The following is a 19,429-nucleotide window of genomic DNA, read 5'->3' as shown; positions in this document are numbered from 1 at the left end:
GCGACCGTCCGCACCGAGCTCGACGGCGTGGTCCGCCGGGGCGGCGACGACCGCACACCCGCCGCATCGCTGTTCAGCGCCGACGGAGGACGGGTCACGGGAAGGGTGGCTCGCCGGCGGCGCAGCGCGGCATGGCAAAGGGGGACTCCGCCGCGATGTGCGCCGGAGCCCCCCTCGGTCGTGCTACCTGGTGAAGCCGTAGTTGAGCAGCTTGGTCGCGTCCGTCTTGCGGGCGGCCACGCTGGTCGAGGCGAGGACCGTGCCGATGACCGTCTTGCCGCTGCGGGTGGCGGCGAAGACCAGGCAGTACTTCGCCTCCGGGCCGGAGCCGGTCTTCACACCGATCGCGCCGCTGTAGCTGCCGAGCAGCGGGTTGGTGTTCTCCCACGGGGCCATCGTCCGCGTGCCGCCGGTCTTGGTGGTCGTCTTCGCCGTGTACTTCTTCGTCTTGACGACCGTGCGGAACGTGGAGTTCTTCATCGCGGCCCTGGCGAGCTTCGTCAGGTCGCGCGGAGTGGAGTAGTTGGCGCCGCGGCCGATGCCGTCGAACGAGTCGAAGTGGGTGTTCTTCAGATCCAGGTTCTTGGCGGTGGTGTTCATCTTGCCGATGAACGACTTCACGCGCGCCGAACGTGTCGAGCCCGAGCCGAACTTGTCGGCGAGCGCGTAGGCCGCGTCACAACCGGACGGCAGCATCAGCCCGTACAGCAGCTGGCGGACGGTGACCTTGTCGCCGACGATCAACTTGGCGTTGGACGCCCAGTTGTTGTCGACGATGTAGTCGCTGTACGCCTTCTGGACCGTGACCTTGCTGTCCAGGTTGAGGTTCGACTGCTTCAGCACCACCAGTGCCGTCATGATCTTGGTGGTCGATCCGGTCGAGAGGCGCGTGTCGGCAGCCTTGGTGTAGAGCGACTTGCCGGTCGCGTTGTTCATCACGTAGCCGCCCTTGGCGGCGATGGAGGGCGCCGAGGCGGCCTGCGCCGGTGCGACGGTGAGGGCACCCGTCGCGAGCATGGCGCCGGTGGTCACGGCGGCGGCCGCGGCTCTGCGGAGACGAGTGCCCTGAATGCCGGTTATCAAGTGAAGTACCCCGATTGCGTCGAATGCCCCAACGGTGCGGCCGAGTTGAGGACGAGGGGAAAGGGGCCGCACGTATCTGACTCGTAACTAGCACACGAGGTTGCCCCGTTGCCGAGCGGGACCCCCACTTTGCCACAGATGTGTGACATTCGAGTCCGCATTTTGGACGTATCCCTTCATGCGTACCTGTTGTATCTATGCTGTCGGCATGACCCTGGCCGTGAAGCAACCGCCCGCCGCCGACCGTGTCTACGCCCACGTCAAACAGGGCGTCCTGGAGCGCCACTACGAGGGCGGGGCCCTCCTCACCGAGGGCGAACTCGCCGAGGCCGTCGGGGTGTCACGCACGCCGGTCCGTGAGGCGCTGCTCCGGCTGGAGGCCGAGGGGCTGATCCGGCTCTACCCCAAGAAGGGCGCCCTCGTGCTGCCCGTCTCCGCGCAGGAGATCGCCGACGTCGTCGAGACCCGGCTGCTCGTCGAGGAGCACGCGGCGCGCAAGGCCGTTCCCGCGCCCCCGGGGCTCATCGAGCGCCTGGAGGAGCTGCTGGCCCGGCAGAAGAAGCAGGCCGCCGCCGGAGACCTCGCCGGGGCCGCCGTCACCGACCGCTGCTTCCACGCCGAGATCGTCCGCAGCGGCGGCAACGAGATCCTCTCCCGCCTCTACGACCAACTGCGCGACCGCCAGCTGCGCATGGGGGTCGCCGTCATGCACTCCCACCCCGACCGCATCGCCAAGACCCTCGCCGAACACGGGGAGATCCTCGACGCGCTGCGCTCCGGGGACGCCGAGGCGGCCGTCGACCTCGTCCACCGGCACATCGGCTGGTTCTCGCACCTGGCCCGGGGAGAGGTCCGATGAGCTCCACCACGCTCCCGGACGATCCGCCGGGCGGCCGCCGCGCCCTGGCCGTCTGGGGCATCGGCGTCTCGGTCTACTTCGTCGCCGTCATCTTCCGTACGTCCCTGGGCGTCGCCGGGCTCGACGCCGCCGACCGCTTCCAGGTGAACGCCTCCGCCCTGTCCACCTTCTCCATCCTCCAGCTGCTGGTCTACGCGGGCATGCAGATACCCGTCGGCCTCCTGGTCGACCGGCTCGGCACCAAGAAGGTGCTCGCCCTCGGCGCGGTGCTGTTCACGGCCGGGCAGCTGGGCTTCGCGTTCTCCCCCTCGTACGGCACCGCGCTCGCCTCCCGGGCCCTGCTCGGCTGCGGTGACGCGCTGACGTTCATCAGCGTGCTGCGCCTCGGCAGCCGTTGGTTCCCGGCCCGGCGCGGGCCGCTGGTCGCCCAGTTCGCCGGACTGGTCGGCATGGCCGGCAACCTGGTCTCCACGCTGGTCCTGGCCCGGCTGCTGCACGGCGTCGGCTGGACGGCGGCGTTCGCGGGCAGCGCCGCCGCCGGGGCGGTGGTCTTCGTCCTGGTACTGCTGTTCCTCAAGGACCACCCCGAGGGCCACGAACCGGAACCGCTTCCGCACCAGGGCGCGGCCTACGTACGGCGGCAGATCGCCGCCTCCTGGCGGGAGCCCGGCACCCGGCTCGGGCTCTGGGTGCACTTCACCACCCAGTTCCCGGCCATGGTGTTCCTGCTGCTGTGGGGCCTGCCGTTCCTCGTCGAGGCGCAGGGACTCTCCCGGGCCGAGGCCGGCGAACTCCTCACGCTCGTCGTGCTGTCCAACATGGTCGTGGGCCTGGTCTACGGCCAGATCATCGCCCGGCACCACGGGGCGCGGCTGCCGCTCGCCCTCGGAACGGTCGGCGCGACGGCGGCCCTGTGGGCGGCGACTCTGGCCCACCCCGGCCCGCACGCCCCGATATGGCTGCTGATCGTGCTGTGCACGGTGCTCGGGGCATGCGGACCCGCGTCGATGATCGGCTTCGACTTCGCCCGCCCGGCCAATCCGCCGGAACGGCAGGGCACCGCCTCCGGCATCACCAACATGGGCGGCTTCGTGGCCTCCATGACCACGCTGTTCGCGATCGGCGTGCTTCTGGACGCCACCGGCGACGACTACTCCCTCGCCTTCTCGGTGGTGTTCGTGCTCCAGGCGGTCGGCGTCTGGCAGATCCTGCGGCTGCGCAGGCGCGCGGCCCGGCGGGAGCGGGAGCGGCTGGTGGCCAGCCGGGTGAAGACGCTGCACGTCCCGGCGTAGGTCAGCGGTCCGCCACCGGCACGAGGGTGAGGTAGGCGAGGCCGAGGACGCCGCGGTAGGTGAGCCACCCGGCCCGGTGCCGGTCGACGCGCTCGCGGGTCCGCGCCGCCAGGGGATGACCGGGGTGCTCGGCGAGCCACACCTCGGTGTCCGCGAGGTAGCCCGACTCGAACTCCTCCCATTCGTCGAGGCTCGCGGTCTCCGTCCACTCGGGCCTGAACCCCGCGTCGATCGCCAGGCCGGTGAGCGTCGCGAGGTCGGGATGGTCGGTCACCGCGGCGTCCGGCCACATGCGGGACAGTTCGGCGGGGGTGGGGGTGCGCTGCCAGAAACCCTCTCCGAGCAGGACGCGACCGCCGTCGGTGACCAGACGGCGCAGTTCCCGGAGCGCCTCCGGCAGCCGGTCGCCGAGGGCCTGGCTCGATCCCACGCACAGGACGAGGTCGGCGGGGCCGTGCGCGGTGCCCGTGGCGGACTCCTCCACGAGACGGGTCCGGGATGCCAGTCCGCGGTTCTCGGCGGCCTCCCGCCCCCGCGCCAGGTCGTCCGCGTTCAGGTCGATGCCGGTACCGGTGGCCGCCGGGGCGGCGGTCAGGACGCGGAGCATGAGCTCGCCCGTGCCGCAGCCGATGTCCAGGACGGTGGTGGGGCGGTGGCGGGTGAGGCGCTGTACGAGGGCGCCCGCCCGGGCTTCGGACAGCGGGCCGTGGAAGGTGAGGCGGGTGCGGTGGGGTGGGGTCATGCCGACGGACGCTACGGCTGAGGGCGGGCCCGCGGCAGGGGGTTTTCCGGCGCGTGCCGCGACGGCCCCGGCCGGGTGGGCGCGCGGCCCGGCGGAACGGGGGTGCCTCCGAGCTCTCGGCCGCGGCCGACAGAGGGTGTCTCCGCGCCCACCCGTGCGGGAAGGCCGGCGGCTCCGGGAACGGCTGCCTACCGCGTCACCGTGAAGTGCCTCAGGATGGCCGCCGTCAGCTCCGGGTCGCCCTCCGTCTTCAGGCGGTCGGACACCGACTCCGGGCTCACACGGCCGCAGGCCAGGCGGACGTACGTCTCCCAGTCGAGCGTGAGGGTCGCGGCCGGGCCGAGGGCCGGTGCCGTTTCCAGGGTGCCGCGGCCCTGGATGTCGACGCGGATCGTGCGCAGGAACTCGACGGGCCCGTGCACGTCGAAGACGATGGCCGAGCTGCGCGGCGCCTGCGCGTCCTCGGCCACCACACGCGGGAGTTCGCCGAGCAGCACGTCACGGGCGACCAGGGCGCCGGGGGAGTCGAGGTTGCCGGGGCGACCGAGGGCCGTGCGCAGGTCCTGCTCGTGCACCCACACGTCGAACGCGTGCCGCCGCATCGACTCCTCCAGCGTGAGTTCGCTGCCGAGCGGCCCCCGCACCTTCGTGCCCGGGTCACGGGACTCGTTGCGCAGCTGCCGGTTGCGGCGGATGATCACGTACTCCAGCTCGGAGGTCATCTCCGGCGCCGTGTGGTGACGGCGGACGTCGACCTGCATCTCCATGTAGCGCTGGTGCTCGTTGGTGACGTGGAAGAGGTCGCGCGGGAGGCTGTGGATGGGCCGCGGGTCGCCGAGCATCTCGCAATCCAGACCGATGACATGGGAGACCACGTCCCGCACCGACCACCCCGGGCACGGCGTCCGCCGGTTCCATTCGGCCTCCACGAGCGGCTGGACCAGCTCGGTTATCGCTTCGATGGAGTGGGTCCAGGCGTCGGCGTAGGGCTGGAGGGTGGGATGCAGACTCACGGAACGGGACCCCTCGGCGGTCGGTGCACGGGCAGGTGGTGGCGGCGTTGCCAGTGGGAGGTGGCGGCTGTCGGCGGGCGTCTTGCGAGCTAAGTTACGCTGCTGTGAGGCACCCCGGCAGTGCTTTCGTGTGACGATCGTAGGCCCGTGTGGACGACTCGAATGCCAGGACGGTGGTAGTGTGCGCGCCTCTGTGATCCAGATCGCCGTAAACGAGGACGAATCGGTCGAAGCGCGTCGGCGGCGGGCGGTCACGATGGTCCGTGAGCAGGCCGGAGCCGATCTCGTCGTCCTGCCGGAGCTGTGGACCACGGGTGCCTTCGCCTACGAGGAGTTCGGGCGCGAGGCCGAGCCGCTCGAAGGGCCGACCTACGAGGCGATGGCGAAGGCCGCGAGCGACGCGGGCGTGTGGCTGCACGCGGGGTCGATCCCGGAGCGGGACCCCGATGGCCCCCTCTACAACACCTCCCTCGTCTTCTCCCCCTCCGGCGACCTGGCCGCCGTCTACCGCAAGATCCACCGCTTCGGCTTCGACCAGGGCGAGGCCGTGCTGATGGGCGCGGGCGCGGAGCTGGTGACGGTGCGTCTGCCCGCGACGACCCTGGGCCTGTCCACCTGCTACGACCTGCGCTTCCCCGAGCTCTACCGCGGTCTGGTGGACGCCGGTGCCGAGACGCTCGTGGTGTCGGCGGGCTGGCCGGAGCGCCGCCGGTCCCACTGGACGCTGCTGGCCCGGGCACGGGCCGTGGAGAACCAGTCGTTCGTCCTCGCCTGCGCGACGGCCGGGACGCACGCCGGAGTTCCCCAGGCCGGTCACTCGATCGTGGTCGACCCGTGGGGCGAGGTGCTGGCTGAGGCCGGTGCCGGCGAGGAGGTCCTCACGGTGGAGTTCGACCCGGGGAAGGTCGCGACGACCCGGGAGCGGTTCCCGGCCCTGAAGGACCGGATGCTGGGCCTCCAGCCTCCCCGCCGCCCCTGACGGCGGGCGCGCGGCCGGCTCAGTCCTCCCGCTCCTTCTCCGCCAGGTGGATCACACACACGGTGACCGCGATCAGCAGCGCGGGATCCGCGTCCTCGCGGACGACGTCCACGCCGTAGGTGTCCCGCACGGTCAGCCACCGCCGGGAGATCACCGCCAGCAGTTCCCCGTCGTACTCGACGGCGAACTCCCGGTCGAGGATCTTCCCGCTGACGTCGAGTTCGTTGCCGTCGGCCAGGGACACCCGGTAGTGGTTGCGCAGCAGGGACAACCGCTTCCTGCGGATCGTCGCCAGCGGCTCCCCGCTCCGCTGGAGCACCATCGTGTCCCGCAGAGCGAGCATCTTCTGGTGGATGTCGACGAGGACGCGGCCCTGGACGTCCTTCAGCTCCCACGTGTCCCGCAACCGCAGCGCCTTGCCGTCGACGAGGAACACCTTGCTGCCGTGGTCGTCCTCGATCCAGTAGTCGTCACCGAAGCCGAGGAGCCGGTCGTACACGAGGAATCTCATGAGACCAGGGCTTCCCCGCCGTGCGGTGTCAAACGCGGTCTGTAGGCCGACGGGCTGAGCCGCGCGGCCCTCTGTGAACGGCTGGACATGGCACATCGCGCACGTGTCCGATTCCCCGGGCGTATGGGCGGGGGCGGCTGGGTCAACACGGGGGCAGGGCGGGCGCCTCCGGGTGGACGGTGCTCTTCCCGGCCCCGGCGGAACGGAAGCCCGGCCTTCGCCACGGTCCCTTCGGCCCGCCTGCTCATCTCCTCCACTTTGCCGAAGCTGCCGCGCGGCGGTGAGGGCGCGGGGACCGATCCGTCCCCGCGCCCTCGACCGTGACCCCTCCGTTCCGGAGGGCGTGCCGCACCTCTCGTGATGGCCGCCACCGGCGACGACGATCCGTCGAACCCCTGCCTCGCCTGCCATGTCCACCGGCAGGGCCGGGACATGCCCGTCCGCCTCACCGCGGCGAAGACGGACCGGCTGCTCCTGGTGCCGGCCCGGCCGGGCGTGTGCGAGCTCCGGGCGTCACACCCCGTATCCGTCGCTGTAACCGTCGCGGCGGTGGTGATGTGCCGCCGGGTCTTCGACGACCGGCGTCGTGGGGGGCACGAGCACGCGCCGGCGGCGCGCGATGCTGCTGAACGTGGTGACGCCGATCAGTCCGACGATCATCAGGATGATGCCGACCAGGTCGAGGTTGACCCCCTGCATGTCCCAGTCGGTCGCGAACGTGAGGATGGCTCCCACGGCGATGAGGATGATGCATCCGCCGAGGCCCATGTGTGTCGCCTCCCTGTACGGTCCGGTCGTTCCGGTCCCGGAACACCGGGTACCCCGGCGGCGAACGCCCATGCGGTGGGGGTCTGTTCTACCTCTCCAGAAAGGCCGTCAGCGCGTTGGCGAGGAGGAACGGATCGTCGGCGCCGCACAGTTCGCGGACGCTGTGCATCGACAGGATGGCCACGCCGATGTCGACGGTCCTGATGCCGTGCCGGGCGGCGGTGATCGGGCCGATCGTGGTGCCGCAGGGCATGGAGTTGCTGGAGACGAAGGACTGGAAGGGCACGTCGGCCGCTTCGCAGGCCGCCGTGAACTCGGCGCGTCCCGAACCGTCCGTGGCGTAGCGGTTGTTGACGTTGACCTTGAGGATCGGGCCCCCGTTGACGCGCGGGTGGTGTGTCGGGTCGTGCCGCTCCGCGTAGTTGGGATGGACGGCGTGACCGGTGTCGGAGGACAGGCAGACGGTCCCGGCGAAGGCGCGGGCCCGGTCCTCGTAGGAGCCGCCGCGGGCGAACACCGAGCGTTCCAGCACGTTGCCGAGCAGCGGTCCGTCCGCGCCGGTGTCCGACTGGGAGCCGTTCTCCTCGTGGTCGAACGCGGCCAGGACCGGGATGGAGGCCGCCTGCGACGAGGAGGCGACGGCCGCGAGGGCGGCCGTGCCGGCGTGCACCGACAGCAGGTTGTCCATGCGCGGCCCGGCCAGGAGCTCGCGGTCGCGGCCGAGGTAGGCGGGCGGTTCCACGGAGTGCGTCATGAGGTCCCAGCCGGTGACCTCGCCCGCCGGGACGCCGGCCGTCTCCTCCAGGAAGGCGATCAGGTCGCCGTCGCGGACGTCGCGGCCGAGACCCCACACCGGCTGCATGTGCCGCTGCTTGTCGAGCTTGAGGCCGTCGGCCGTCACCGAGCGGTCCAGGTGGATGGCGAGCTGCGGGACGCGCAGCAGCGGCCGGTCGACGTTGACCAGGCGCGTCGAGCCGTCGCGCAGCGTCAGCCGGCCCGCGAGGCCCAGATCGCGGTCCAGCCAGGAGTTGAGCAGCGGTCCGCCGTAGATCTCCACGGCCACCTGGCGCCAGCCGTGCGCCCCGCTGTCGGGGAGCGGCTTGACGCGCAGGTTGGGGGAGTCGGTGTGGGCCCCGACGATCCGGAACGGTGTGTGGGGCGCGGCGCCCTCCGGCACGTACCAGGCGACGATCGCGCCGCCGCGCAGCACGTACTTGCCGCCGCTCGTCCCGTCCCACGCGTCCGTCTCGGCGACCTGCCTGAAGCCCGCCTTCTCCAGCCGCTCGGCGGCGGTGGCCACGGCGTGGTACGGCGTGGGGCTCGCCGCCAGGAAGGTCATCAGGTCGTCGGTGTGGCCGCGGTCGAACGTAAGGGGTGCGCGCGAAGCGCCCGCTGCGAGGGCGGCGGTGGGAGACGGGCGGGCTGGTTCGGTCATGGGTTCACTTTAACGACGGACGAGGGCCCGTTCCCGGCGTAGGGGAACAGGCCCTCGAACAGCGGACGTGAGAGATCTAGAACGCGGCCTCGTCCAGCTCCATCAGGTCCAGCTCGACGCCCTCGGCGATCTTGCGGGCCAGGGTGACGCCCGGCAGGACGTTCGCGGCGAAGAACTTCGCGGCGGCGATCTTGCCGGTGTAGAAGGCCTTGTCCTTGGCGGAGGCGGTCTCCAGCTTTTCGGCGGCGACCGCGGCGCCCTTGAGCAGCAGGTAGCCGACGACGACGTCACCGGAGGCCATCAGCAGGCGGGTGGTGTTCAGCCCGACCTTGTAGATGTTCTTGACGTCCTGCTCGGTGGCCGCGAGGTCGGTCAGCATCAGGCCGACGATGGCCTCCAGCTCGACCGCGGCCTTGGCGAGGTGCTCGCGGGCACCGGCCAGCTCCTCGCCGCCCGTGCCGAGGGCGAGGAACTTCTTGATGTCCTCGGCGAGGGAGTTCAGCGCGGCGCCCTGGTTGCGGACGATCTTCCGGAAGAAGAAGTCCTGGCCCTGGATCGCCGTGGTGCCCTCGTAGAGGGTGTCGATCTTGGAGTCCCGGATGTACTGCTCGATCGGGTACTCCTGGAGGAAGCCGGAGCCGCCGAACGTCTGGAGCGACTGGGCGAGCAGCTCGTAGCCCTTCTCGGAGCCGTAGCCCTTGACGATCGGCAGGAGCAGGTCGTTCAGCGCGTTCTCGGTGGAGGCGTCCTCGCCGGCGGCCTCCTTGATCTGGATCGCGTCCTGGATCGAGGCGGTGTACATCACCAGGGCGCGCATGCCCTCCGCGTACGCCTTCTGGGTGATCAGCGAGCGGCGCACGTCGGGGTGGTGGGTGATGGTGACCTTCGGCGCGGTCTTGTCCATGAAGTTGGCCAGGTCGGGCCCCTGGACGCGCTCCTTGGCGTACTCCAGCGCGTTGAGGTAGCCCGTGGACAGCGTGGAGATCGCCTTCGTGCCGACCATCATGCGGGCGAACTCGATGATGCGGAACATCTGGCGGATGCCGTCGTGCTTGTCGCCGATCAGCCAGCCCTTGGCGGGGTGCTGGTCGCCGAAGGTCATCTCGCAGGTGTTGGAGGCCTTCAGGCCCATCTTGTGCTCGACGTTGGTGGCGTAGACGCCGTTGCGCTCGCCCAGCTCGCCGGTCTCGAAGTCGAAGAGGTACTTCGGGACGAGGAACAGGGACAGGCCCTTGGTGCCGGGGCCGGCGCCCTCGGGGCGGGCCAGCACGTAGTGGAGGATGTTCTCCGACATGTCGTGCTCACCGGAGGTGATGAAGCGCTTCACGCCCTCGATGTGCCAGGAGCCGTCCTCCTGCTGCACGGCCTTGGTGCGGCCGGCGCCCACGTCGGAGCCCGCGTCGGGCTCGGTGAGCACCATCGTGGAGCCCCACTGCTTCTCGGTGGCGATCTTGGCTATGTGCTTCTGGACCTCGTTGCCCTCCTCGAAGAGGATGCCGGCGAAGGCCGGGCCCGAGGAGTACATCCACACGGCCGGGTTGGCGCCCAGGATCAGCTCGGCGTACGCCCAGATCAGGGAGCGGGGCGAGGTGGTGCCGCCGATCTCCTCGGGCAGGCCGAGGCGCCAGTACTCGGAGTCCATGAAGGCCTGGTAGCTCTTCTTGAAGGAGGCCGGGACCGGCGCGGTGTTGGTCTCGGGGTCGAAGACCGGCGGGTTGCGGTCGGCGTCGATGAAGGACTCGGCCAGCTCGTTCTCCGAGAGGCGGGTCATCTCCTCCAGGATGCTCTTCGCGGTCTCGACGTCCGTCTCCTCGAACGGGCCGGTGCCGTACACCTTGTCGCGCCCGAGTACTTCGAAGAGGTTGAACTCGATGTCGCGGAGATTCGACTTGTAGTGCCCCATGGCGACGGCTCCCGGCTCCCTAGAGAGATCGGCGAGGCACTGGATCCTCGCGCTAGTTCACGTACCAACAAGTAGCTACGATGATGCTACCCGTCGGTAATAAGAAGCAACCCCGATCCGCCATCTGTGACAGGTCACACCGGAACCGCCAGTGTCGCCGTGTAGCCCTCCGTCGTACTGCCCTTCATCGTCGCCAGCTGCTGACCGTAGCCGTCGCTGAAGATGTTGTCCGTCTCCAGGGAGACCCGGTCGAGGTTCGTCACACTCTGGCTGTAGCCCTCCGTGGCGTACACCTCCTCGCAGGTGTCCTTCGGGAAGGCGAGCTGCGAGGTGTTCGTGAGGGAGTCGGCCGCCGTGGCGTCGGCCAGGCTGCCGTAGACCTCGAAGTGGACATGCGGCCAGCGGCCGTCGTAGCAGCCGGGGAAGACGCTCTTGAACGTGACCTGGCCCTTGTCGTCCGTCTCCTGCACACCCCGCAGGTAGTTCTCGTCCGTGACACCGTCCGAGTACAGGGAGTACTTGCCGTCCCGGTCGGCATGCCACAGGTAGACGGCAGCGCCCTTCTTCGGCGTGCCGCAGCCGGAGGCGGCGTCCACGACCGTCAGCGTGACCGTCAGGGGCACGCCCTCGGCGGTGCCGCCCGCGGAGTCGCCGAAGCTCTTGGTGATGTCGCCGCGGACGACACCGCTCTCCTTCAGGACGTTCACGCCGTTGGAGCCGTCGCCGGGGTAGGGGCCCGCGGTCTCGTCCGGAATGGCCGCGCACGCGGCGGATGAGGCGGAGCCGCCGGAGGAGGCGGACGAGGATGCCGAGGTGCCCTCGTCCGAGGTGCAGCCCACCAGCGGGACCAGGCTCGCGCCGGCCAGCAGCCGGATCATGCGGCGACGGGCGAGGACGGGAAGGTCGTAGGAGAGGCCTCTGTCGTGCTCGTGGACCTCGTCGCCGTGGTGCCGGTGCATCGCTGTCTCCTCGCTGGTGTGCTGACGTGTCAGGTGCTCGCCCGTGCACGACTGACGCTAGGAGCGCGGACTGTGGGAGGCCAGGGTGACTGCTGTCGGTTCGCTGTCAAGTCACTGTCGGTTTCGCCAGGGTGCCCGTCCCGGCCCGGCGCCCGGCCGCTCTCGGTACGCTTGCGCCCATGTACGGCTACGACCAGACAGCGGGCCCGCAAGCGCAGTACGCCCCTCCGCAGCAGCCGATGTCCGGCGGGTACGGGCAGCAGCAGCCGCTGTACCCCGAGCCGTCCCCGCCCTCCCTCACGGACGCGGTGCGGGCGTTCACCACCGGGCAGATGGCCGCCGAGGACTTCCAGCAGGTCTTCGCGACGTCGAAGGTCTACTGCCCGCGCGGCGACAACCCCGGCTTCCTCGCGCTGCACAACACCCAGCAGCCGGTGATCCCGATGTTCAGCACCCTCAAGGAGCTGCGCCGGTACGCGGGCAAGGAGTCCAAGTACTTCGTGATCACCGGTGCCGAGGTGCTGGACCTGCTGCCGACCGGCTACGGCTTCGTCCTCGACATGGAGGGCGATCACCGCATGGTGTTCGACGCGAAGGCAGTGGAACAGATGGTCGAGTTCGCCATGCGCCGGATGTACGGCGGATGAGGCGCGGCGGCCGTCCCTTCGGCAGGCGTGGCGCCAGGCCGTCCAGGACGACCTCCAGGCCGTAGGCGAACGTCGTGTCGTGACGGTTGGCCGTCACCCCGCAGCGGGGTGACGGCCTTTCGTCATGTCGGTCTCCCGTGGTTCGCTGCGCCGTCGCCCGGTCGGGAATGCCCTCCCGTACTTCGCTGTTCCGGGTGGCAGAAAGTTCAACGCTCAACTAAACTGGGTGTACACGAGGAGGAACCGACATGCCTGCAGTGACCGTCGAGAACCCGTTGACGCTGCCCCGCGTGACCGCGCCTGCCGACGCCGTGGCACGTCCCGTGCTCACCGTCACGACCGCTCCGAGCGGTTTCGAGGGCGAGGGCTTCCCGGTGCGCCGGGCGTTCGCGGGGATCAACTACCGCCATCTCGACCCGTTCATCATGATGGACCAGATGGGTGAGGTGGAGTACGCGCCGGGCGAGCCCAAGGGCACGCCGTGGCATCCGCACCGCGGCTTCGAGACCGTCACGTACATCATCGACGGGATCTTCGACCACCAGGACAGCCAGGGCGGTGGCGGCACCATCACCGACGGGGACACCCAGTGGATGACCGCGGGCTCGGGACTGCTGCACATCGAGGCCCCACCCGAGCATCTCGTGATGTCCGGCGGGCTCTTCCACGGCCTCCAGCTGTGGGTGAACCTCCCGGCCAGGGACAAGATGATGGCCCCGCGCTACCAGGACATCCGTGGCGGCTCCGTCCAGCTGCTCAGTACCCCCGACGGCGGCGCGTTGCTGCGGGTCATCGCCGGTGACCTGGACGGGCACGCGGGCCCCGGCATCACGCACACCCCGATCACGATGGTCCACGCCACCCTCGCGCCGGGCGCGGAGCTCACGCTGCCGTGGCGCGAGGACTTCAACGGCCTGGCGTACGTCCTCGCCGGGCGTGGCTCGGTCGGTGCGGAACGGCGCCCGATCCACCTGGGGCAGACGGCCGTCTTCGGCGCGGGCTCCTCGCTGACGGTGCGCGCGGACGAGAAGCAGGACTCCCACACGCCGGACCTGGAGGTCGTCCTGCTCGGCGGGCAGCCCATCCGCGAGCCCATGGCCCACTACGGCCCGTTCGTCATGAACACCAAGGACGAGCTCATGCAGGCCTTCGAGGACTTCCAGAAGGGCCGCCTGGGCACGGTTCCGGCGGTGCACGGCATGACAGCGAGCGGTCCGCAGGGCTGACGCGGGTCACCCCGCCTCGGAGTTCTCCCAGGTGGTGACGTCCATGGTGATGGACGACAGGCCCTCACCGTTCTTCTGCCAGCCGAGGACGGTGAGGGCGGCGACCCGGTTCTCGTCGGTGAGCACGCACGCGGTGAGTTCCCTGCGGATGTTCTTCTGATCGATGGTGAACCCGAACCGGGTGGCCGCGGCGCAGCTCTCGGCGGTCGCCGGGCCGTCCACGGTGGCGAGGTCGCCGCCGGCGCCGGCGAGGGTCCAGCCGTTGCCGTTCGACGGCATGGTGAAGGCGATGTCGGAGTACTGCTTGGTGAAGTCGAGGTCCACACTCGACGCGGACCGCAGCACCACCTTGCGGTGCTCCCGCACCACCGCCGTTCCCGCCCCGCCGTCGGCCGCCCGGGTCGCGCCGCCGGGCGGTGCAGCGGGCGGGCCGGACGCCGTGGGCGGCGGATCCGTCGTGCCGTCCGTGGTCGCGGCCGACGTGCTCGTGTCCGACGTCGCACCGGCGCCGGACGTCACGCTCGTACCCGGCCCGGCCCCCGTGCCGCCGGCACTGCCCTGACCATCGAGCAGCCGGTAGGCGACCACACCCCCGGCGGCAGGCGCAGCGACCGGGGGAGGCGCAGCGACCAGGAACGGTACGGTCACAGCGACCGGGCACCGGCGCCCGAGCCGTCCACCGACTCGTAGAGCTCGAACCAGATGCTCTTCCCCTCGCCGCGCGGCTCCACCCCCCAGGCGTGCGCGAGCAGTTCCATCAGCACCAGGCCCCGGCCGGACGATGCCAGTTCCCCGGGGCTGCGTTTGTGCGGCAGGTCGTCACCGGCGTCCGCGACCTCGATCCGCAGGCGCCGCTCACCCACCCCACCCGTGATCTCGACGACCAGCAGCGCGTCGGAGTCGGTGTGCACGAGGACGTTGGTCAGCAGCTCGGACAGCAGCAGCACGGCCGAGTCGACCTGGTCCGGCGAGGTCCAGTCGTGCAGCAGCTCGCGCATCTGCTGCCGGGCGACCGCGACCCGCTCGGGCTCGGCCTGCGCGACGGTCAGCACCGAGCGGCGCACCGGAGGCCGTACGACCATCGAGTCCCCGCACCCGCAGCCGTCGCCGTCCCGGCTCAGCAGCAGCATCGCGATGTCGTCCTCGCGCCGGTCAGCGAGCGGGCCGGTGGTGTGGTGCGAGAACGGCCCGTGCACGGCCTGCACCAACGCGTCGGCGAGTTCCTCCAGGTCGCCCTTGTGGTCCTCCAGGATCACGCGCAGCCGCCGCCAGCCGCTGTCCAGGTCGTGGCCGCCGGTTTCGATCAGGCCGTCCGTGCAGATCAGCATCGTCTCGCCGGCTTCCAGCGTGAGCCGGGTCGTGGGGTAGTCGGCGTCCGGGTCGATGCCCAGCGGCAGGCCGCCCGATGTCGGCCGGGTCAGCACCGTGCCGTCGGTCATCCGGATCGCCGGGTCAGGGTGCCCGGCGCGGGCGATGTCCAGCACCCCGGTCGCCGGGTCGACCTCGACGTACACACAGGTCGCGAAACGCGGGTCGGCCGGGTCCTCGTCGCTGATGCCGTGCAGGAAGCGGGAGGCCCGGGAGAGAACGGCGTCGGGACGGTGCCCCTCCGAGGCGTAGGCCCGCAGGGCGATGCGGAGCTGGCCCATCAGGCCCGCCGCCCGTACGTCATGGCCCTGGACGTCGCCGATGACCAGCGCGAAGCGCCCGCTGGGCAGCGGGATCACGTCGTACCAGTCGCCGCCGACCTGGAGCCCACCGCCGGTGGGGACGTAGCGGGCGGCGACGCTCATGCCCGGGATGCGCTGCGGGCCGAGCTTCGGCAGCATCGTGCGCTGGAGCCCGTCGGTCAGCGCCCGCTCGCTCTCGGCCACACCCGCCCGGGTCAGGGCCTGGGCCAGCATCCGCGCCACCGTCGCCAGCACGGACCGCTCGTCCGGGGTGAACGCGACCGGGTAGGTGAACGCCGCCATCCACGCGCCCATCGTGCGCCCGGCCACGGTCAGCGGCAGGAACGCCCAGGAGCGGCGTCCGAAGCGCTCGGCGAGCGGCCAGGTCAGCGGATAGCGGGCCTTGTACTGCTCGGCGGAGGACAGATAGACGGCCCGGCCGGTCCGCACCACCTCGGCGGCCGGGTAGTCCGTGTCCAGCGGCATCTCCGAGAAGGGGCTCTCGGTGCCCCGCTGCTGCCCGTGGTGGCCGATGATCGTCAGGCGATCGCCCGAGACGCCGAACACCGCCAGTCCGTCCGGCGAGAAGCCGGGCATCGACAGGTTCGCCGTGACCCGCAGGACCTCCTGCGTGGAGCGCGCCTCGGCCAGCGCCCGGCCCGCGTCCAGCAGGAACGCCTCCCGCGAGCGCCGCCAGTCCCCGGTGACCGCGCTGCGCCCGGCCGGGGTGCCCGGCGTCGGCTCGGTGACCTCCTGGAGCGTGCCGATCAGCCGGTACGCCTTGCGCGCCCGGTCGAAGGACGGCTTGGAGCGGCTGCGGACGACGCGGACGACCAGGCCCTGCTCGTCCATGATCCGGATCCGGACCTCCGCGAGGGTGCCCTCGGCGACGGCCAGCTGGATCACACCGGTGATCTCGTTCCAGTCGACGGGGTGCAGCCGGGCCCGGGCCTGGGCCTCCGTGAGGCTGACCTGCTCGGCGGGCAGCCCGAGCAACCGGGCCGCCTCGGCGTCGACCGTGACCAGCCCGGTGGCGGTGTCCCAGTGCCACAGGCCGGTCGCGAGGGCGGCGAGAGCCTCCCCCACGGCGGGCAGAGGCTCGCCAGTGCGCATTGCCCTACTTTAAGAAGACGCGATCGAACACTGCCACCCACGGCAGACGTGTGCCCGAACGACGGTGTGTGCGCGATCGATCGAATAACTGTGGAGAGCCGATCTTCGCCTGCCCGGTACGCTGGGGACCAGTTTCACGTGAAACACAGACCCCGATCAGCGAAGACTGGATGAACGACGATGCATCGGTACAGGTCCCACACCTGCGGCGAGCTCCGCTCCTCTGACGTCGGCAGCGACGTCCGGCTGAGTGGCTGGCTGCACAATCGGCGCGACCTGGGCGGCATCCTCTTCATCGATCTGCGCGATCACTACGGCATCACGCAGCTCGTGGCCCGCCCCGGCACGCCCTCCTACGAGGCCCTCGACAAGCTCTCCAAGGAGTCGACGGTCCGTGTCGACGGCAAGGTCGTCTCCCGGGGCGCCGAGAACGTCAACCCCGAGCTGCCGACCGGCGAGGTCGAGGTCGAGGTGGGCGAGGTCGAGCTGCTCGGTGCCGCTCAGCCGCTGCCCTTCACGATCAACACCGAGGACGGGGTCAACGAGGAACGGCGCCTGGAGTACCGCTTCCTGGACCTGCGCCGCGAGCGCATGCACCGCAACATCCTGCTGCGCACGTCGGTCATCTCGGCCATCCGCCACAAGATGACGGCGCTGGGCTTCAACGAGATGGCCACGCCGATCCTCTCGGCGACCTCCCCCGAGGGCGCCCGCGACTTCGTCGTCCCGTCCCGCCTGAACCCGGGCAAGTTCTACGCCCTTCCCCAGGCGCCCCAGCAGTTCAAGCAGCTGCTGATGATCTCCGGGTTCGACCGCTACTTCCAGATCGCGCCCTGCTTCCGTGACGAGGACGCGCGGGCCGACCGCTCGCCGGGCGAGTTCTACCAGCTCGACATCGAGATGAGCTTCGTCGAGCAGGAGGACGTCTTCCAGCCCGTCGAGAAGCTCATGACCGAGCTGTTCGAGGAGTTCGGCAAGGGCCGCCACGTCACCTCGCCGTTCCCGCGCATCCCGTTCCGCGAGGCGATGCTGAAGTACGGCTCCGACAAGCCCGACCTTCGTGCCCAGCTCGAACTCGTCGACATCACCGACATCTTCGAGGGCTCGGAGTTCAAGGCGTTCGCCGGCAAGCACGTACGGGCCCTGCCCGTGCCGGACGTCTCCGCCCAGCCCCGCAAGTTCTTCGACCAGCTCGGCGACTACGCCGTCTCGCAGGGCGCCAAGGGCCTGGCCTGGGTCCGCGTCGGCGAGGACGGCTCGCTGTCCGGCCCGATCGCCAAGTTCCTCACCGAGGAGAACGTCGCCGAGCTGACCAAGCGCCTCTCGCTCGCGGCGGGCCACGCGGTCTTCTTCGGCGCGGGCGAGTTCGACGAGGTCTCCAAGATCATGGGCGCGGTGCGGGTGGAAGCCGCCAAGCGTGCCGGGCACTTCGAGGAGAACGTCTTCCGGTTCTGCTGGATCGTCGACTTCCCGATGTACGAGAAGGACGAGGAGACCGGCGCGATCGACTTCTCGCACAACCCGTTCTCCATGCCGCAGGGCGGTCTGGAAGCCCTGGAGAGCCAGGACCCGCTGGACATCCTCGGCTGGCAGTACGACATCGTCTGCAACGGCGTCGAGTTGTCCTCCGGCGCGATCCGGAACCACGAGCCGGAGATCATGCTCAAGGCCTTCGAGATCGCCGGATACGACCGCGAGACGGTCGAGGAGAAGTTCGCCGGCATGCTGCGCGCCTTCCGCTTCGGCGCCCCGCCGCACGGCGGCATCGCCCCGGGCGTCGACCGCATCGTCATGCTGCTCGCCGACGAGCCCAACATCCGCGAGACCATCGCCTTCCCGCTCAACGGCAACGCCCAGGACCTGATGATGGGCGCGCCGACGGAGCTGGAGGAGGCGCGGCTGAAGGAGCTGCACCTGTCGGTGCGCAAGCCGCAGCCGAAGTAGGCGATCCCTCGGGAGTGGCTCGGAACCGGCGCCGGTTCCGAGCCGCTTTCATACCCAGGGCTCTTGCCCAGCTCTCACCCAGGCCCCGCACAGCCGCGCTCCCTGGCTTCCCTTCCCATGACGGGACATGAGAAGGCCCGGGTCGGTGATCACCGGCATGTTGTGCGCTCCGGCGACGAACGGCCGCAGGGTCAGCAGGGGCCACTGGCGAGGACCGAAGCCGACCGTTCGCGGCAGTCCCGGCAGGTGTGTGGGTCGGGGCCGCGATAGCCGCGGTCGCAGGTGTCGCAGTTGCGGAGTGGGTGCCGGACGGGCGGGGGCGGCTCGGGCGTGCGGAACGGCGGCAGGGGCGGGAGCTGGGTGAGGTGGTTGCCGATCACCGTGAAGCGGGTGGTGTGGCGGGTGTTGTCGTGGATGACGCCGCCGGGGCGCCCCTTCGCGCGGGCGTGCCTGGAGGGGTGGTTTTTCCCGCTGTTACGGGACTGAGCGTGCGGGCGCACGCTAGGGCTTGGGTGTCCATCGGGAAGGTGCTGCTTCCTTGGTGGTCAGGCCCTCGCACTGGGATGCCAGTCCCTGCGAGGGCCGTTGCGTGTCTGGGGTTGTTGTGCCGTGCCGCTTGTGCCGCAGGGCGTTGCGCTGAGCGTAGGGCAGGCAACCGGTGGCGAATCCAGCTCAGTTGGTGATGTTCACTCGGGCGAGTGAGCGTGTGCCGTGGGCGGGGGGCTTGGTGCGGTTTCTTTCCCTCTCGTGTTCCTTGGGGGAGATCACATGCGGTACCGGAACGCACGCGGTCGGGTTCCGGTTCCTGTGCCGTTTGCGCTGGTAGCGTGCGTGACAGGTCGAGTTCCGCCCATACGGTCTTGCGGGGGACCGGCCCGAGCTTCACGCCCCAGCGATCGGCCAAGGCCTCGACGAGGAGCAGGCCGCGTCCGGACTCGGCGTCGGGGGCAGGCGGCCGGCGGTGGGGGAGGTCGTCACCGCGGGTGTCCGTGACCTCGATGCGGAGGGCCGCGCCGCGGCCCAGGAGGGCGAGGCGGAAGTCGCGTCCGGGGAGTCGCCCGTGAGTGGCGGCGTTCGTGGCGAGTTCGGCGACGAGGTGCTCGGCGGCCACGGTGACGCGGTGGGGCAGGCCGCGGGTGCGCATCCAGTCCGTGGCGAGGAGCCGGGCGAGGCGGGCGCCGCGCGGTGTGGAGGAGAGCAGAACGCCGAAGTGGTCGGTGGACGAGAGAAGTTGAGTGGACTGTTCCTGGTTCACGTCACCGAGCGTGGCGGTGCGCGCTTGCCG

Annotated in this window: 17 protein-coding genes and 1 pseudogene; 6 read left to right on the top strand and 12 right to left on the bottom strand. The window is 70.5% G+C overall.

Annotation, left to right across the window (positions count from 1 at the left end):
- Positions 1-183: 183 nt before the first annotated feature.
- Positions 184-1,083, bottom strand: a complete 900-nt coding sequence (locus tag ABTX62_RS00835) for a D-alanyl-D-alanine carboxypeptidase family protein (RefSeq protein ID WP_352114171.1) — start codon at positions 1,081-1,083, stop codon at positions 184-186.
- A 208-nt stretch (positions 1,084-1,291) separates the two neighbouring features.
- Here ABTX62_RS00835 and ABTX62_RS00830 point away from each other — a divergent pair, with 208 nt between their 5' ends.
- Positions 1,292-1,942: a GntR family transcriptional regulator gene (locus ABTX62_RS00830; RefSeq protein ID WP_352114170.1), complete on the top strand. Its 651-nt coding sequence runs from the start codon at positions 1,292-1,294 to the stop codon at positions 1,940-1,942.
- Entirely contained in the window at positions 1,939-3,234 is a 1,296-nt protein-coding gene (locus ABTX62_RS00825) for an MFS transporter (protein WP_283968326.1), read from the top strand. Before ABTX62_RS00830 ends, ABTX62_RS00825 begins: the two co-directional genes overlap by 4 nt.
- A 1-nt stretch (position 3,235) precedes the next feature.
- On the opposite strand, the gene ABTX62_RS00820 is transcribed toward ABTX62_RS00825, so the two are convergent.
- Together ABTX62_RS00820 and ABTX62_RS00815 are read right to left on the bottom strand one after the other, a co-directional pair.
- The gene (locus ABTX62_RS00820; protein WP_352114169.1) at positions 3,236-3,976 is read right to left on the bottom strand and encodes a methyltransferase; all 741 of its coding nucleotides are present in this window, start codon (positions 3,974-3,976) and stop codon (positions 3,236-3,238) included.
- Between the two features lie 188 nt (positions 3,977-4,164).
- Complete coding sequence (locus ABTX62_RS00815) at positions 4,165-4,989, bottom strand: maleylpyruvate isomerase family mycothiol-dependent enzyme (protein WP_352114168.1); 825 nt, start codon at positions 4,987-4,989, stop codon at positions 4,165-4,167.
- 181 nt (positions 4,990-5,170) lie between these two features.
- On the opposite strand from ABTX62_RS00815, the gene ABTX62_RS00810 reads away from it, so the two are divergent.
- Entirely contained in the window at positions 5,171-5,968 is a 798-nt protein-coding gene (locus tag ABTX62_RS00810) for a carbon-nitrogen family hydrolase (protein ID WP_352114167.1), read from the top strand.
- A 19-nt stretch (positions 5,969-5,987) separates the two neighbouring features.
- Here the strand turns inward: ABTX62_RS00810 and ABTX62_RS00805 are convergent, their stop codons facing one another.
- The 5 genes from ABTX62_RS00805 to ABTX62_RS00785 all read right to left on the bottom strand — a co-directional run bounded on the left by ABTX62_RS00805 (position 5,988) and on the right by ABTX62_RS00785 (position 11,544).
- A complete protein-coding gene (locus ABTX62_RS00805) occupies positions 5,988-6,479 on the bottom strand; it encodes an LURP-one-related/scramblase family protein (RefSeq protein ID WP_352114166.1) in 492 nt (163 codons plus the stop codon).
- A gap of 513 nt (positions 6,480-6,992) precedes the next feature.
- Complete coding sequence (locus tag ABTX62_RS00800) at positions 6,993-7,247, bottom strand: DUF6458 family protein (protein WP_283968321.1); 255 nt, start codon at positions 7,245-7,247, stop codon at positions 6,993-6,995.
- Between the two features lie 88 nt (positions 7,248-7,335).
- Positions 7,336-8,682 carry a M18 family aminopeptidase gene (locus ABTX62_RS00795; protein WP_352114165.1) on the bottom strand — a complete coding sequence of 449 codons (1,347 nt, stop codon included), beginning with the start codon at positions 8,680-8,682 and terminating at the stop codon, positions 7,336-7,338.
- A gap of 76 nt (positions 8,683-8,758) precedes the next feature.
- Entirely contained in the window at positions 8,759-10,585 is a 1,827-nt protein-coding gene (locus ABTX62_RS00790; protein WP_283968319.1) for an acyl-CoA dehydrogenase, read from the bottom strand.
- A 134-nt stretch (positions 10,586-10,719) separates the two neighbouring features.
- Positions 10,720-11,544 (bottom strand): intradiol ring-cleavage dioxygenase, encoded by an 825-nt coding sequence (locus ABTX62_RS00785; RefSeq protein ID WP_352114164.1) that lies wholly within the window; start codon positions 11,542-11,544, stop codon positions 10,720-10,722.
- Between the two features lie 179 nt (positions 11,545-11,723).
- Here ABTX62_RS00785 and ABTX62_RS00780 point away from each other — a divergent pair, with 179 nt between their 5' ends.
- Together ABTX62_RS00780 and ABTX62_RS00775 are read left to right on the top strand one after the other, a co-directional pair.
- Positions 11,724-12,191 carry an SseB family protein gene (locus tag ABTX62_RS00780; RefSeq protein ID WP_283968317.1) on the top strand — a complete coding sequence of 156 codons (468 nt, stop codon included), beginning with the start codon at positions 11,724-11,726 and terminating at the stop codon, positions 12,189-12,191.
- A gap of 248 nt (positions 12,192-12,439) precedes the next feature.
- Complete coding sequence (locus tag ABTX62_RS00775) at positions 12,440-13,417, top strand: pirin family protein (protein ID WP_352114163.1); 978 nt, start codon at positions 12,440-12,442, stop codon at positions 13,415-13,417.
- 6 nt (positions 13,418-13,423) lie between these two features.
- Here the strand turns inward: ABTX62_RS00775 and ABTX62_RS00770 are convergent, their stop codons facing one another.
- Positions 13,424-14,065, bottom strand: coding sequence for a hypothetical protein (locus ABTX62_RS00770; protein WP_352114162.1), 642 nt, complete (start codon positions 14,063-14,065; stop codon positions 13,424-13,426).
- On the bottom strand, positions 14,062-16,200 hold the full coding sequence (locus ABTX62_RS00765; RefSeq protein WP_352114161.1) for a SpoIIE family protein phosphatase: 2,139 nt from the start codon (positions 16,198-16,200) through the stop codon (positions 14,062-14,064). The genes ABTX62_RS00770 and ABTX62_RS00765 overlap by 4 nt, the downstream gene beginning before the upstream one ends.
- Positions 16,201-16,380: 180 nt before the next feature.
- Between ABTX62_RS00765 and aspS the strand changes: the two genes are divergently transcribed.
- Positions 16,381-18,144 (top strand): aspartate--tRNA ligase, encoded by a 1,764-nt coding sequence (aspS, locus tag ABTX62_RS00760; RefSeq protein WP_352114160.1) that lies wholly within the window; start codon positions 16,381-16,383, stop codon positions 18,142-18,144.
- A gap of 191 nt (positions 18,145-18,335) precedes the next feature.
- Here the strand turns inward: aspS and ABTX62_RS00755 are convergent, their stop codons facing one another.
- Together ABTX62_RS00755 and ABTX62_RS00750 are read right to left on the bottom strand one after the other, a co-directional pair.
- Entirely contained in the window at positions 18,336-18,644 is a 309-nt protein-coding gene (locus tag ABTX62_RS00755; RefSeq protein WP_352114426.1) for a hypothetical protein, read from the bottom strand.
- A gap of 263 nt (positions 18,645-18,907) precedes the next feature.
- Positions 18,908-19,399: pseudogene (locus ABTX62_RS00750) on the bottom strand (ATP-binding protein); the annotation flags it as partial.
- Positions 19,400-19,429 lie beyond the last annotated feature (30 nt).

This window comes from Streptomyces sp. NPDC096046 (assembly GCF_040303285.1).
Taxonomy (GTDB): Bacteria; Actinomycetota; Actinomycetes; order Streptomycetales; family Streptomycetaceae; genus Streptomyces.
This window is presented reverse-complemented; position numbering and strand designations above follow the sequence as displayed.